The organism is Streptomyces sp. NPDC101219 (assembly GCF_044767675.1).
Classification (GTDB): Bacteria; Actinomycetota; Actinomycetes; order Streptomycetales; family Streptomycetaceae; genus Streptomyces.
Genome location: NZ_JBIWOK010000009.1, coordinates 246867 through 260648 on the forward strand (window position 1 = coordinate 246867; position 13782 = coordinate 260648).

14 protein-coding genes and 1 pseudogene are annotated in these 13782 nt (G+C 72.8%); 9 read left to right on the forward strand and 6 right to left on the reverse strand.

From position 1 onward, the window contains the following. Nucleotides 1-156 precede the first annotated feature (156 nt). Nucleotides 157-1314, forward strand: a complete 1158-nt coding sequence (locus ACIRPP_RS20275) for an acyl-CoA dehydrogenase family protein (RefSeq protein WP_403644506.1) — start codon at nt 157-159, stop codon at nt 1312-1314. Between the two features lie 52 nt (nt 1315-1366). Next, nucleotides 1367-2251, forward strand: a complete 885-nt coding sequence (locus ACIRPP_RS20280) for an acyl-CoA thioesterase II (RefSeq protein ID WP_164347957.1) — start codon at nt 1367-1369, stop codon at nt 2249-2251. A gap of 50 nt (nt 2252-2301) precedes the next feature. On the opposite strand, the gene ACIRPP_RS20285 is transcribed toward ACIRPP_RS20280, so the two are convergent. Beyond that, nucleotides 2302-3099, reverse strand: coding sequence for a phosphatase (locus ACIRPP_RS20285; RefSeq protein WP_403644510.1), 798 nt, complete (start codon nt 3097-3099; stop codon nt 2302-2304). Nucleotides 3100-3255: 156 nt separating this feature from the next. After that, nucleotides 3256-4755 (reverse strand): PucR family transcriptional regulator ligand-binding domain-containing protein, encoded by a 1500-nt coding sequence (locus ACIRPP_RS20290; RefSeq protein ID WP_403644513.1) that lies wholly within the window; start codon nt 4753-4755, stop codon nt 3256-3258. Nucleotides 4756-4942: 187 nt separating this feature from the next. On the opposite strand from ACIRPP_RS20290, the gene ACIRPP_RS20295 reads away from it, so the two are divergent. Genes ACIRPP_RS20295 through ACIRPP_RS20310 form a run of 4 tightly spaced genes read left to right on the forward strand, consistent with a single transcriptional unit; the run spans nt 4943 to nt 9553 of the window. Then, a complete protein-coding gene (locus tag ACIRPP_RS20295) occupies nt 4943-6418 on the forward strand; it encodes a sodium:solute symporter (RefSeq protein WP_403644515.1) in 1476 nt (491 codons plus the stop codon). A 55-nt stretch (nt 6419-6473) separates the two neighbouring features. Beyond that, nucleotides 6474-7442 (forward strand): agmatinase, encoded by a 969-nt coding sequence (gene speB, locus ACIRPP_RS20300; RefSeq protein WP_164334629.1) that lies wholly within the window; start codon nt 6474-6476, stop codon nt 7440-7442. Continuing rightward, a complete protein-coding gene (locus tag ACIRPP_RS20305) occupies nt 7439-9145 on the forward strand; it encodes a thiamine pyrophosphate-binding protein (protein WP_403644518.1) in 1707 nt (568 codons plus the stop codon). The genes speB and ACIRPP_RS20305 overlap by 4 nt, the downstream gene beginning before the upstream one ends. Before the next feature lie 9 nt (nt 9146-9154). Next, on the forward strand, nt 9155-9553 hold the full coding sequence (locus tag ACIRPP_RS20310; protein WP_403644521.1) for a VOC family protein: 399 nt from the start codon (nt 9155-9157) through the stop codon (nt 9551-9553). A gap of 38 nt (nt 9554-9591) precedes the next feature. Here ACIRPP_RS20310 and ACIRPP_RS20315 read toward each other — a convergent pair whose 3' ends face one another. Continuing rightward, nucleotides 9592-10431 carry a helix-turn-helix domain-containing protein gene (locus ACIRPP_RS20315; protein WP_403644524.1) on the reverse strand — a complete coding sequence of 280 codons (840 nt, stop codon included), beginning with the start codon at nt 10429-10431 and terminating at the stop codon, nt 9592-9594. A 114-nt stretch (nt 10432-10545) separates the two neighbouring features. Here ACIRPP_RS20315 and ACIRPP_RS20320 point away from each other — a divergent pair, with 114 nt between their 5' ends. Then, on the forward strand, nt 10546-11145 hold the full coding sequence (locus tag ACIRPP_RS20320; RefSeq protein WP_403644527.1) for an NADPH-dependent FMN reductase: 600 nt from the start codon (nt 10546-10548) through the stop codon (nt 11143-11145). A gap of 73 nt (nt 11146-11218) precedes the next feature. On the opposite strand, the gene ACIRPP_RS20325 is transcribed toward ACIRPP_RS20320, so the two are convergent. Beyond that, complete coding sequence (locus ACIRPP_RS20325; RefSeq protein ID WP_403644530.1) at nt 11219-11425, reverse strand: DUF397 domain-containing protein; 207 nt, start codon at nt 11423-11425, stop codon at nt 11219-11221. Beyond that, nucleotides 11418-12076, reverse strand: a pseudogene (locus ACIRPP_RS20330) (Scr1 family TA system antitoxin-like transcriptional regulator). The gene ACIRPP_RS20325 and the pseudogene ACIRPP_RS20330 overlap by 8 nt, the downstream one beginning before the upstream one ends. Before the next feature lie 168 nt (nt 12077-12244). Between ACIRPP_RS20330 and ACIRPP_RS20335 the strand changes: the two are divergent. Then, nucleotides 12245-12553 carry a hypothetical protein gene (locus tag ACIRPP_RS20335; RefSeq protein WP_403644533.1) on the forward strand — a complete coding sequence of 103 codons (309 nt, stop codon included), beginning with the start codon at nt 12245-12247 and terminating at the stop codon, nt 12551-12553. Next, a complete protein-coding gene (locus ACIRPP_RS20340) occupies nt 12550-12873 on the forward strand; it encodes a hypothetical protein (RefSeq protein ID WP_403644536.1) in 324 nt (107 codons plus the stop codon). Before ACIRPP_RS20335 ends, ACIRPP_RS20340 begins: the two co-directional genes overlap by 4 nt. Here the strand turns inward: ACIRPP_RS20340 and ACIRPP_RS20345 are convergent. Then, nucleotides 12836-13660, reverse strand: coding sequence for an endonuclease I family protein (locus ACIRPP_RS20345; protein WP_403644539.1), 825 nt, complete (start codon nt 13658-13660; stop codon nt 12836-12838). The two genes, ACIRPP_RS20340 and ACIRPP_RS20345, sit on opposite strands and share 38 nt — an antisense overlap. Between the last annotated feature and the right edge of the window lie 122 nt (nt 13661-13782).

The following is a 13782-nucleotide window of genomic DNA, read 5'->3' on the forward strand; positions in this document are numbered from 1 at the left end:
CCGCCCCTCTCTGGACGACGGTGGATACTCGCCGGTATCTTTGAGTCTGAGCAAGCGCTTAGCCATGCGGGTGTGCCCCGGCCGGGGAATCCGCGGCGAGCAACCCCGTACGCGAGAGCGGCGCCGGCAGGGCGCGAGGAAGGGCGGTGGGCGTTCGTGCGCCGTACGCTGTTCAACGAGGACCACGAGGCGTTCCGGGAGACCATCCGCGCCTTCATCGAGGCCGAGGTCGTCCCCGTCTACGACGAATGGTTCGCGGCCGGCCAGGCCCCCCGCGACTTCTACTACAAGCTGGGCGAGCTGGGCGTCTTCGGCATCACCGTGCCCGAGGAGTTCGGCGGCGCGGGCATCGAGTCCTACAAGTTCGAGGCCGTCCTCTACGAGGAGACCGCCCGCGCGGGCGTCCAGTTCGGCGGCTCGGGCGTGCACGTCCTGCTGGCCCTGCCCTACATCAAGATGCTCGCCACCGACGAGCAGAAGAAGCGCTACCTCCCGAAGTTCGCCACCGGCGAGGAGATGTGGGCCATCGCGATGACCGAGCCGGGCACCGGCTCCGACCTCGCGGGCATGAAGACCACCGCCAAGCTGTCCGAGGACGGCACCCACTACGTCCTCAACGGCGCGAAGACCTTCATCACCGGCGGTGTGCACGCCGACAAGGTCATCGTCTGCGCCCGGACCGCCGCGCCGACCGCCGAGGACCGCCGCCACGGCATCTCCCTGTTCGCCGTGGACACCAAGTCCGAGGGCTACTCCGTGGGCCGCAAGCTGGACAAGCTGGGCCTGCGTACCTCCGACACGGCCGAGCTGGCCTTCGTCGACGTCAAGGTGCCCGTCGAGGACCTGCTCGGCGAGGAGAACAAGGGCTTCTACTACCTCGGCCACAACCTGGCCTCCGAGCGCTGGGGCATCGCCTTCGGCGCCTACGCCCAGGCCAAGGCCGCCGTCCGCTTCGCCAAGCAGTACGTGCAGGAGCGCACCGTCTTCGGCAAGCCGGTCGCCCACTTCCAGAACACCAAGTTCGAGCTGGCCGCCTGCCAGGCCGAGGTGGACGCCGCCGAGGCCGTTGCCGACCGCGCGACCGAGGCCCTGGACGCCGGTGAGCTGACCCCCGCCGAGGCCGCCTCCGCGAAGCTGTTCTGCACCGAGGTCGCCCACCGCGTCATCGACCGCTGCCTCCAGCTGCACGGCGGCTACGGGTACATGAACGAGTACCCGATCGCCCGCCTGTACGCGGACAACCGCGTCAACCGCATCTACGGCGGCACCAGCGAGATCATGAAGACGATCATCGCCAAGGACATGGGCCTGTAGGACGGACCCGGGACACCCCTGGCCCCTACACCTACCTGTACAACTGAACCCCATGAGTCAGGCACTCCAGCACCTCCTCGATCTGCTCGACCTCGAGCAGATCGAGGAGAACATCTTCCGCGGCCGGTCCCGCTCCGCCGTCGTCCCCCGCGTCTTCGGCGGGCAAGTCGCCGCGCAGGCCCTCGTCGCCGCCGGCCGGACCGTGCCCGCGGACCGGCCCGCCCACTCCCTGCACGCGTACTTCCTGCGCCCCGGGGACCCGGGCGCGCCGATCGTGTACAACGTGGACCGGATCCGCGACGGCCGGTCCTTCACCACCCGCCGGGTGGTCGCCGTGCAGCACGGCAAGCCGATTTTCCACCTCTCGGCGTCCTTCCAGACGTACGAGGAGGGCCTGGACCACCAGGCGCCGATGCCGCCCTCCCCGGACCCGGCCACCCTGCCCACCGCCGAGGAGCGGCTGCGCGGCTACACCCACCTCGACCCCGAGGTGGTCGAGCGGTCCCTGGAGGCGAGCGCCGCCGTCGACCTGCGCTACGTCGACGAGCCGCCCTACGGCCGGTTCGGCGAGCCCCGCGAGCCGCACTCCCAGGTGTGGTTCCGCACCAACGGCAAGCTGGACCGCGACGTCGACGAGCCGCTGCTGCACGTCGTGCTCGCCACCTACGTCTCCGACATGACGCTGCTGGACTCCGTCCTCCTCGCCCACGGGCGCGGCGGCTGGGCCGTCGGCGACGTCGTCGGGGCCTCACTGGACCACGCCATGTGGTTCCACCGCCCGTTCCGGGCCGACGAGTGGCTCCTGTACGACCAGCAGTCCCCGTCGGCCCACGGCGGCCGGGGACTGGGCCAGGGCCGCATCTACACCCAGGACGGCCGTCTCGCCGTGTCGGTCATCCAGGAGGGCGTGGTCCGCGTCCCCCGGGACGCCTCCTAGCCCGCCCCGTCCCGGTCCGTCCGCCCCGTCCCGGTCCCACCCCGTCCTGTTCAGCTGTCGCGGGCGAGGCCCGCCTCGGCCAGCAGGTACGCCGTCATCGGGTCGTAGTGGCGGGGGCTGACCACGTGGTCGTCGAGGGGGACCGTCACCTGCACGGTGCCCTCCGCCTCCGCCAGGAACAGCGCCGGGTCGTTGCAGTCGGCGTAGCCGACGGAGTCCACGCCGTACTGTCCCGCCGCGCCCGCCCAGCCGTGGTCGGCGACGACCAGGTCGGGCAGCGGGCGGCCCTCACGCTCCAGCGCCGTCAGGATGGCCTTCATCGGCTCCCCGGAGTGTGTGTGCCACAGGGTGGCGCCGTGCTCCAGCATCGCCACGTCGGCGAACTGCATCACGTACCCCTCCTCCGTGGTCAGCCCGTCCGGGATCACCACGATCTCGCAGCCGGCCGCCCGCAGCGCGTCGGCGGTCGCGCGGTGTACGTCGAGCAGCCCGCCCGGGTGGCCGGTGGCCAGCAGCACCCGCTGCCGGCCGTCCGCCGCCTTGCGCAGCCGCGCCGCCATCCGCTCCAGCCCGGCCACCGTCAGCTCCGGGTCGATGGTGTCCTGCCCGTACCGGTACTCGGGGTCGTCGTTGACGCCGACCCGCTCCGCCATCACCGCGAGCACATCCTGCTCGTCGCTCCAGCGCTCGCCGAGCTCCAGCCCGAGCCAGTAGTGGCGGTCACCGTTCGCCAGCTTCCGGTAGTGGGAGAGGTTGTTCTCGCGGGGGGTGGCGACATCGCCCGCGATGCGGGTGGCGGTGAGGTGGCCGAGCAGTTCGGCGCGGCTGGGGGTCCCGGGTATCGGCATGCCCCCCATTGTGGAGCAGCCGCCGGTGGGCGTCTCGGCCGTATCGCGCGCTGGGATGTGCGTCACGTACTCGGACGACTCCGTACAGGTACTCAGGCCGGTACTCAGCCCCAACTGCTCGGGCGCGTACTCGGCTCCGGCTGCTCGGGCCGGTACTCAGCCCCGGCGCAGCGCGAACCACAGCTCCATGCGCACGTCCGGGTCGTCCAGGTCCGCGTCCAGCAGGGCCGCGCAGCGGGCGATGCGCTGGCGGACCGTGTTGCGGTGCACCGACAGGGCCACCGCCGTGCGGTCCCAACTGCCGTGCAGCGACAGCCAGGTGCGCAGGGTCTCCGGGAGGGCGGGCACGGCGGCGAGCGGTGCCAGCAGCGCCCGGGCGTGGGCCTCCGCGTCCGGGTCCGCGACCAGGTCGGTCAGCGCGGGCCGCCCGCCGTGCCGGACCAGGGGTTCGCGGGTGGCGCGGGCCCGGGCCAGCGCGCGGGCCGCCTGGGTGTCGGCGGCGGGCCACTCCCGCGGGCCGACGGCGGCGCTGACGCCGAGGGTCCAGCCGGGCAGCGCCTCCACGGCCCGGTCGCCCGGCACCAGCACCCGGACCGTCCGCCCGTCCGGGTCCACCAGCGCCGAGCCGAGCGCCGCGCCCAGCGCCGAGGCGGCCACATGGTCCGGGGCCGGCCCGTCCGGCCGCGCGTGCACGACCCGCCACTGCTGTCCGCCGAGCAGCCCGGCCACGTCCTCGGGCGTGCTGCCCAGCAGCAGCCGCACGAGCGCGGCCGAGCGGGCCGCGCCCCGCCCGCTCTGGTGCTCGCCGGTGAGCAGCGACAGCAGCACGGCGGCCACGGACGCGATGGTGTGGTCGCCCGGTTCCTGCCGCGGCGCGGCGACCCCGAGCACGAAGCCCCGGCCGGCCCCGAGCGCGTACGTGGTCAGCCGTGTCCCGGCGACCGTGTCGGCGGCCGAGGCGGGCCGGCCCGTCCCGCCGGGGGCGGTGCCCGGCAGGTCGCGTCCGGGGGAGACGTCGGGCCGGACCACGGCCGCCAGTCCGGCCAGCGCGAGGCGGACCTCCTCGCCCGGTTCCCGGCCGGCCGCCGCGAGCCGGGTGCTCTCCGGGCCGTACAGCACCGCCCACCCGTCCAGCCGGCCCGCGAGCCGCCGCAGCACCGACGGCACCGGGTCCGGTCGGCCCGCCGCGGCCGCCAGGCCCTGCTGCGCCTCGGTCACCCGGCGCAGCTCCGCCAGCCGTGCCTGCGCCATCAGCCGCCACACCGCGCGGGCCACCCCGGAGAAGGTGGTCCGGGGCGGCACCTCCAGCAGGGGCAGGCCGTGCAGCGCGCACGCCTCCACCAGCGCGTCCGGCACCGTGTCGTGCACCGGCGCGACGCCGAAGCCGAGCGCCGCACCGCCCGCCGCCACGATCCGCGAGGCGTACGCGTCGAAGTAGCCGGGCCCCGCCCCGTCCGGGATGTGCACACCGGCCGACAGCAGCAGCTCGCCGCCCAGCAGGTACGGATACGGGTCCGCCATCTCCGAGGTGTGCACCCAGTGCACGACCAGGTCCGGGTCGTCAGGCCCGGCGATGCGGCGCAGCCCCAGGTCCTCGCGGGCCAGGAGGGCGTCCAGGGGGACGGGCGGGGTGGGCGGAACCGTGGGGTCCGGCATGGTGGACGTTTCCTCCATCCCGTTCGCTGCGAATGGATGAAACGTACACTTCGCAGTCGCTTTCCGGCCACCTAGGGTCAGGTCAGACCGGCGGCCCGTGGGTACGGGCGGATGTCCCCGCGACGAGCGGCCGGGCCACTCCCCTTGCACGACACGCCACCGAGTACCGCGTGAAGGAGGCCCCCGCATGGCCGTGGACTACCTGGTCATCGTCGTCTATCTGGTCGGCATGCTGGCCATGGGCTGGTGGGGCATGCGCCGCGCCAAGTCCAAGAGCGAGTTCCTGGTCGCGGGCCGCCGGCTCGGCCCCGCCATGTACTCCGGCACCATGGCCGCCATCGTCCTCGGCGGCGCCTCCACGATCGGCGGCGTGGGCCTGGGCTACCAGTACGGGCTGTCCGGCGCCTGGATGGTCTTCACCATCGGCCTGGGCCTGCTCGCCCTGTCGGTCTTCTTCTCCGCCCGCATCGCCCGGCTGAAGGTCTACACCGTCTCCGAGATGCTCGACCTGCGCTACGGCGGCCGGGCGGGCGTCATCTCCGGGCTCGTCATGTGGGCGTACACCCTCATGCTCGCGGTGACCTCGACGATCGCCTACGCCACGATCTTCGACGTCCTCTTCGACCTGAACCGCACCCTCGCCATCGTCCTCGGCGGCTCCATCGTCGTCGCCTACTCCACGCTCGGCGGCATGTGGTCGATCACCCTCACCGACATGGTGCAGTTCGTCGTCAAGACCATCGGCGTGCTGCTCCTGCTGCTGCCCATCGCCGTCGTCAAGGCCGGCGGCTTCGCCGAGATGAAGGCGCAGCTGCCCACCGAGTACTTCGACCCGCTGGGCATCGGCGGCGAGACGATCTTCACCTACGTGCTGATCTACACCTTCGGCATGCTCATCGGCCAGGACATCTGGCAGCGCGTGTTCACCGCCCGCAGCGACCGCACCGCCCGCTGGGGCGGCACCGTCGCGGGTACCTACTGCCTCGCCTACGCCCTCGCCGGCGCCGTCATCGGCACCGCCGCCAAGGTGCTCTACCCCGACCTGGCCAGCGCCGACGACGCCTTCGCCACCGTCGTCAAGGACGAACTCCCCCTCGGGGTGCGCGGGCTGGTGCTGGCCGCAGCCCTCGCCGCCGTGATGTCCACGTCCTCCGGCGCGCTCATCGCCTGCGCCACCGTCGCCAACAACGACATCTGGGCCCGGCTGCGCGGCCTCGCCCGTGCCCCGCAGGGCGACGACCGCGACGAGGTCCGCGGCAACCGCCTGTTCATCCTGCTCATGGGCGTCGCCGTGATCCTCACCGCGATCGCGCTGAACGACGTCGTGCAGGCCCTGACCGTCGCCTACAACCTGCTGGTCGGCGGGCTGCTGGTGCCCATCCTCGGCGGGCTGCTGTGGCGGCGCGGCACCGCCCAGGGCGCCCTCGCCGCCGTCGCCGTCGGCGGGCTCACCGTCGTGGTTCTGATGGCGACGTACGGCGTCCTCGCCAACGAGCCGATCCTCTACGGCCTGCTGTCCTCCCTCGCCGTCTACGTCGTCGTCTCCCTGGCGACCCCGCCGACCGACGCGGCCGTGCTCGCCGCCTGGCGTGAACGCGTCGCCGGACGCGCCCCCGCAACCGGAACCGAATCCGTGTCCGAACGGGTCCCCGCCGGCCAGTAGAGTCGTGCGGGCAGACATCACATACGCGACGAAGCGTAGGAAAGAAGGCAGTTCCATGAGCAGCAACGAGACACCCCGCGGGCCCGTCGACTCGTCCCGCGTCCCGCGGTACGCCGGGCCGGCGACCTTCGCCCGGCTGCCCCGCCTGGACGAGGTCGGCCGCGCCGACGTCGCCGTGGTGGGCATACCGTTCGACTCGGGTGTCTCCTACCGGCCGGGCGCCCGCTTCGGCGGCAACGCCATCCGCGAGGCGTCCCGGCTGCTGCGCCCCTACAACCCGGCCCAGGACGCCTCCCCCTTCGCCCTCGCCCAGGTCGCGGACGGCGGCGACATCGCCGTGAACCCGTTCAACATCAACGAGGCGGTGGAGACCATGGAGGCCGCCGCCGACGACCTGCTCGGCACCGGCGCCCGCCTGATGACCCTGGGCGGCGACCACACCGTCGCGCTGCCGCTGCTGCGCGCGGTCGCCAAGAAGCACGGCCCGGTCGCGCTGCTCCACTTCGACGCGCACCTGGACACCTGGGACACCTACTTCGGCGCCGAGTACACCCACGGCACCCCGTTCCGCCGGGCCGTGGAGGAGGGCATCCTCGACACCTCCGCCCTGTCCCACGTCGGCATCCGCGGCCCGCTCTACGGCAAGCAGGACCTCACCGACGACGAGAAGATGGGCTTCGGCATCGTCACCTCCGCCGACGTCTACCGGCGCGGCGCCGACGAGGTCGCCGACCAGCTCCGCCAGCGCATCGGCGACCGCCCGCTGTACATCTCCATCGACATCGACTGCCTCGACCCGGCGCACGCCCCCGGCACCGGCACACCCGAGGCGGGCGGCATGACCTCCCGCGAGCTGCTGGAGATCCTGCGCGGCCTGGCATCCTGCAACCTGGTCTCGGCGGACGTCGTCGAGGTGGCGCCCGCCTACGACCACGCGGAGATCACCTCGGTCGCCGCGTCGCACACCGCCTACGAGCTGACCACGATCATGTCCCGCCAGATTGCAGAGGCCCGCGCGAAGTGACTCACGACCACGACCTGGTGCTCCGCCCGACCGCCGCGCAGACGGAGGCGGCGCTGAACCCGCCGCCCGGCCGCACGGGCGGAGACCTGGTCGTGGAGACCCTGGCCGGGCTCGGCGCGACCACCGTCTTCGGCCTGCCCGGCCAGCACGCCCTCGGCATGTTCGACGCCCTGCGCCGCTCCGACCTGCGTTACATCGGCCTGCGGGTGGAGAACAACGCCGGCTTCGCCGCCGACGCGTACGGCCGGATCACCGGCGAGGCGGCCCCGCTGCTGCTGTCCACCGGCCCCGGCGCGCTCACCTCGCTGGCCGCGCTCCAGGAGGCGGCGGCCGCCTCCGCCCCCGTCCTGGCCATCAGCAGCCAGGTCCCCACGGCCGGACTCGGCGGCGGCCGCCACGGCTACCTGCACGAACTCCCCGACCAGTCGGCCTCGTTCCGCGGCGTGGTGAAGTCCGTCCACACCGTGCGCACGGCCTCCCAGATCCCGTCGGCGGTCACCGAGGCGTGGAAGTCGGCGCTGACCGTCCCGCACGGCCCCGTCTGGGTGGAGGTCCCGCAGGACGTCCTGCTCGCCGAGACCCTCCTGCCGGCGGTGACGGCGATGGACGCCACCCCCGACGAGCTGCCCCCGCGCCCCGAGCTGACCGCGCTCGCCGCGCACCTGCTCGCCACCGCGGAACGCCCAGCGGTCATCGCGGGCGGCGGGGTGATCCGCTCCGACGCCTCCGGCAAGCTGCGGCAGCTCGCCGAACGCGTCCAGGCGCCCGTCGTCACCACCCCGGGCGGCAAGGGCGCCTTCCCGTGGACCCACCCGCTCTCGCTCCAGTCCTGGATCGAGGACCGGCACACCACGGACTTCCTGGAGGACGCCGACGTCCTCCTCGTCGTCGGCTCCGGCCTCGGCGAACTCTCCTCGAACTACCACACGTTCAAGCCCCGCGGCCGGGTCGTCCAGATCGAGGCCGACCTCGGCAAGCTGGAGTCCAACCACCCCGGCATCGGCATCCACGCCGACGCCCGCCTCGCCCTCCAGGCGCTCCTGGAGACCGTGGAACCCCGCGAGGACGCGACTGCCCCGGAGCGGGTGCGCGCCCTGCTGGAACGGGTCCGCGCCCGCATCGCCGCCCAGGACCTCACCCTGGAGCAGCAGGTCCTCACGGCCGTCCGCCGCGCCCTGCCGCGGCAGTCGCCCTCCTTCTGGGACATGACGATCCTGGCCTACTGGGCCTGGTCCGCCTTCGACGCCATGGGCCCCAACCACCTGCACTCCGCGCAGGGCGCCGGCGGCCTCGGCTACGGCTTCCCCGCCGCCCTCGGCGCGGCCGTCGCCGACCCCACCCGCCCGGTGCTGGCGGTCTCCGGCGACGGCGGCGCCCTCTACTCGATCGCCGAGCTGGCCACGGCACGGCAGTACGACCTGAACGTCACCTGGCTGATCGTCGACGACGGCGGCTACGGCATCCTGCGCGAGTACATGAACGACACCTTCGGCGCGTCCACGGCGACGGAGCTGACCCGCCCCGACTTCGTCGCCCTCGCGGAGTCCTTCGGCGTCCCGGGCGTCCGCACGACGCCCGAATCGCTGGAGCGGGACCTCGCGAAGTCCCTGGCCGCCCCCGGCCCGTCCGTGGTCGTCCTCCCGGCGGTCCTGCGCATGTTCGCGCCGACGCATCTGGACGGAGGGAACGGCGGCGCACCGTAGGCTGCCCGCATGCTGAGGATCGGAATCCCTGTCATCGGTGTCACCGACCTCCACCGGGCCGAGGCCTTCTGGACGCAGGCCCTGGACCTGGTGGTCGCCGACGAGTGGTCGAGCGAGACGTGGCGGACGCTCAACCATGCCGACGGCTCCGGCCAGGCGCTCGGGCTGCTGCGGAGTGCGTCGCCCGCCGAGCCGCACCCTCGCCTTCACCTCGACCTGTTCACCGACACCGCGGAGGAGCAGCAGGCCGAGGTGCGGCGGCTGACCGGTCTCGGCGCCCGCCTGGTCGACTGGGACCTCTACCCGCCGGACCCCGACTTCGTCGTCCTCGCCGACCCGGACGACAACATCTTCTGCGTCGTCGACCTGAGCCGCGGCCCGGGTGGCGGCGACCGCCCTGCCCCCTGAGGCGGCCGGTCCACGGGCGTACCGGGGCGATGAGGTCCCTACGAGATCGCCCGCAGGCGTCCGTGGCCCGTCTGCTCGCGGAGGCGGCTGACCGCCGCAGCCGTCGCCTCGTCGTCGGAGAGGAGGACCAGCAACAGCTGGGCGTCCGACGCGAGTTCGAGGAGTTCGCGGCGCAGGCGGAGGTCGCCGGCGGTGGGATGGCGCAGGCGCAGGACGCCCCGCTCCGGGACCTTGTGGCGGTTCATCCGCTCGGTGAACTCCGGTCCGGCGGCGGGTGCGAGCTCCGCCGCCAGCCCTTCCGCGTTCTCCGCCCTCGGCCCCTGCCACAGGTCGAACGCCTGCTCGTCCGCGACGGTCTCCCAGTCGGCGAAGTACGTCTTCGCGCGGGTGTCGGTGAACACGTACCGGGTGAGGTTCGGGGCATCCCCCTCCAGCAGCCCCGTGCCGTCGGCCAGCGCCTCGTAGGCGGCCGTCCATGCGAGCAGGTCGCCCAGCCGGTTGGTGACCACCGCGATGCCCGGTTCGAGCAGCCGGAGGGTCTCCCGCACGGACGGGCGCACCTCGCGGCGGGCGGGCTCGGGCCCCAGGCGCCCGGTGCACTCGTCACCGGTCACCTTCGCCAGGTAGCGCAGGTGCTCGCGTTCCGCCGTGTTCAGGGCGAGCGCGTCGCCGAGGGCGTGCAGCACCGCCACCGAGGGATTGCGGTCCCGGCCCTGCTCGATCCGGGTCAGGTACTCGACGCTGATCCCGGCGCGCACGGCGACGTCCGACCGGCGCAGGCCCGGCGAGCGGCGGCGGCCGTGGTCCGGCAGACCCAGCTGCGCCGGCTGGATGCTGTCCCGCTTGACCCGGATGAAATCGCCCAAGGGTGTCCCCATGCCCGCGAGCATAGGTCTCCGGAGTGCCCCACCCGAAGTGCTCAGGGTGGCCCTGTCGGGGCCAGCCAGAACGCGGTCTGGCTGCCGCCCGGGGCCGGTTCCAGGGTGGAGGACATGGACATCAACACCAAGCACAGGCTCGTGGTCGTCGTCGGCAGCGTCCGGGAGGGACGCTTCGGTCCCGTGGCGGGCTCGTGGATCGCCGGACAGGCGCGCGAACACGGCGCCTTCGACGTCGAGGTCGTCGACCTCGCCGACTTCGACCTCCCGCCGGCCCTGCCGGACGCCTACCCGAGCGTCGCCGGCGCCTCCTACCCCCGCCCCGCCGCCATGGCCCCGCTCACGGCGGCACTGGACGCCGCGGACGCGTTCATCATGGTCACGCCGGAGTACAACCACAGCTACCCGGCGTCGCTCAAGGCCGCCATCGACTGGCACTACACCCAGTGGGCGGCGAAGCCCGTGGCCTTCGTCAGCTACGGCGGCGCGGCGGGCGGACGGCACGCCGTGCTGCACCTGGAGAACGTGATGACCGAGCTGCACGCGGTGACCCTCCGCGACGGTCTCGCCCTCCCCCTGAACCGGGTGCCCTGGGAGGACGGCCGCCCCCTCGACCCGGAGATCCCGGGCTACGCGAAGAAGCTGCTGGACCAGCTGTCCTGGTGGACGTCAGCCCTGCGCTCGGCCCGGGAGGCGGCGCCGTACCCGGGGTGAGGGGCGGATGGGGCCGGGGTGAGCTCAGCGCGTGCGTCTTTGCCCCGGCGGTCCCGCACCGCGGGCCCGGGTCTCAGTTCTTGAGGTGGGTGACGAAGGCCGCCCACGCCCTGCCCGGGAACACCAGCACCGGCCCGTGCGTGACCTTCGAGTCGCGCACGGGTATCCCCTCCGGGGCCCCGTCCAGCACCTCCAGGCAGCTGCCGCCGTTCGGATCGCTGTGGGAGGACTTGCGCCAGCCGCTCGGTGAGGCGGCCCGGGTCATGACGTGATCAGCCATTGTCTCCGTGGTCCTTCGCAACGGCCCCGAGGAGGGCGATGGAGTCCGTCAGCGACAGCGCGTCGCTCAGCGCGAGATCGTAGCGGTGCTGCAACTCGCGTACCACGGATGGCGAATCGTGCAGGCGGCCCATCCGCAGACCCTCGCTGTACGCGACCGGCGGCTGGTCCTCGAACCACATCAGCGTCAGCATGCTGTCCAGCAGGGGGTGGAGGCCCACGCCGAAGGGCACCACGTGGACACGGATGCGCCCGGACTCGGCCAGGCCGACCAGGTGGCTCAGCTGCTCCGCCATGACGGAGGGAACGCCGACCGGAGAACCGCACGCGCGTACGATTCGGTCTGGAGGATGCCGGGAACGTAGGACAGCGCGAACTCGCGGATGGTCACCGCCTGCTGTTCGAGCACCCGCACTGATTCGAAGTAGCCGGCCGCCGCGGCTTCCTGCCGGGGCAGAAAGCTGCTGAGCACGTTCCCCGTGTTCAGCGCCGTGTCCAGCCGTCGCGCGTCCTCCTTCGACGGCACCCGGCGGCCCGCCTCGATGTGCGCGATGTGCGAACGCGTCATGATCGCCATGTCGGCCAGTTGCTGCTGCGTGAGGCCGGCCGTCTCGCGCCGGTCCTTCAGCCAGTCCCCGTACATGCTGCCCATCGCGTCAACCCCCATGTGACAGGTGCTCTGTCACCACGAACCCTCTGGCGAGCCTAGCCGCGCCGCTTCCAGTCTGTGAGTGGATCGCTACGCAAGGCGATCTCCCGCTCGGGGTGTCTCCATGACGGCCCGGGCGTGGTCCTCGACGCATCCAGGGGTACGGACGACATGACCGAAGCCACCGCCTCCCTCCTCGCGCCGCTGCTGCGGCTGCTGTTCCCGGCGCGGGGACGGCACCGACGAGGGGCCGTTCCGCGTCACCGCGCGGTCCCCGCCCCGGGCCGGGAGGCCGCCGGCAGGCCGGCACCGCCTCCGCTGCGGGGCGAGGACAACGCGCTGGTCCGCCCGTACCTCCTGGCGCACGAGCGCAAGGAGGAGGCCCGGCGGCAGCGTGCCCGGCGCCGCGCGCTGTGGCTCGCCGTGCACGGGATCGACGTCGGGCCGCGCGTCCTCCACGGCGTGGAGGTGACGGCGTGAGGAGCGACGGGCGCGACGCGGACGAGGTGCGGCTGCTGCCGTGGACCGGGGAGGAGGGCAAGCCGTGCTATCTGATCACCGACGGTACGGGGAGGGCGTCCCGTCACGCCGACACGGTCGAGGAGACCCTGCTCGCGATGGCCGCGGACCTGCTCGGCCATGCGGCGGACCTGCTGGCGGACCGCCGCACGACCCCGGAGCAGCTGCGGTTCCTGCTCGCCCGGATGCGCGAGGCACTGACCGGCGTGTGCCGGGTCGCGGAGAGCAGGGGCGGGCGGACGGCTACCAGATCGACTCGACCCACTCCGGGTGGTCGATGAACGGGTTGCGGTTGTGCTGGAAGGAGTCGTGGATGACGTCGTTGCGGCGCTTCTCGAAGGAGTCCGGCGGGTCCTGCTGGTGCCAGGCCTTCAGGACGGAGAGCTTGCCCATGTAAGGGGTGCTGCCGTTGTTGACCTGGCCGTTGACCTCCAGGTCGGGCCAGCCGTCGGTGCCCTCGTAGCGGACCGCCATGTAGAAGATCATGCGGGCCACGTCGCCCTTGACGGCGTCGCGGGGTTCGAAGGAGTCGGAGTCGGTGAGGCTGCCGCCGCTGTCGGTGAAGGCGCTGCCGCCGTTGTCGAAGTCCTTGTTGCCCCGCACGCTGTTGACGCGGACGTCGGAGGGGCGCAGGTGGTGGATGTCGGTGCCGGGGCCGGTGGAGGTGCCGAAGCCGCCGTGGGACTTGGCCCACACGTGCTCGCGGTTCCAGTCGCCGGTGTCCCCGCCGTTGAGGGACTTGCTGCGGGAGATACCGGAGTACAGCAGGATCACGTTGCTGCTGTTGCCCGGGTCCTGGTCGGTGACCTTCAGGGCGTCCCAGACCGCCGAGTACGACAGCTTGGTCTGGTCGCTGATGATCGTGTGCAGGGCGTCCTTGAGGGCGTCACCGGTCTTGCCGGCGGCGTCGTCGTAGTACGCGTCGTCGTAGGCGGCGGCGTGGGGGGCGGCCGTCGTGGTGGTGGCCGTGGCGGTGCCGGCCGTCAGGGCGGGGGCGGTCAGACCGGCCAGCACGGCGGCCGTGGCGAGGGCCACCGCCTTCCGGCGGCGGTTGCGTATCGCGAGCATGTGGGGGTCCCATCTACGCGGGTTGCACTGTGGGGATACCCGAGAGAGTGACATGCACATGCGAGACGACGAGTGGAGGGAACGTGGCGATTGCGTGACGGGAAACCGACGCTCCGTCCCGC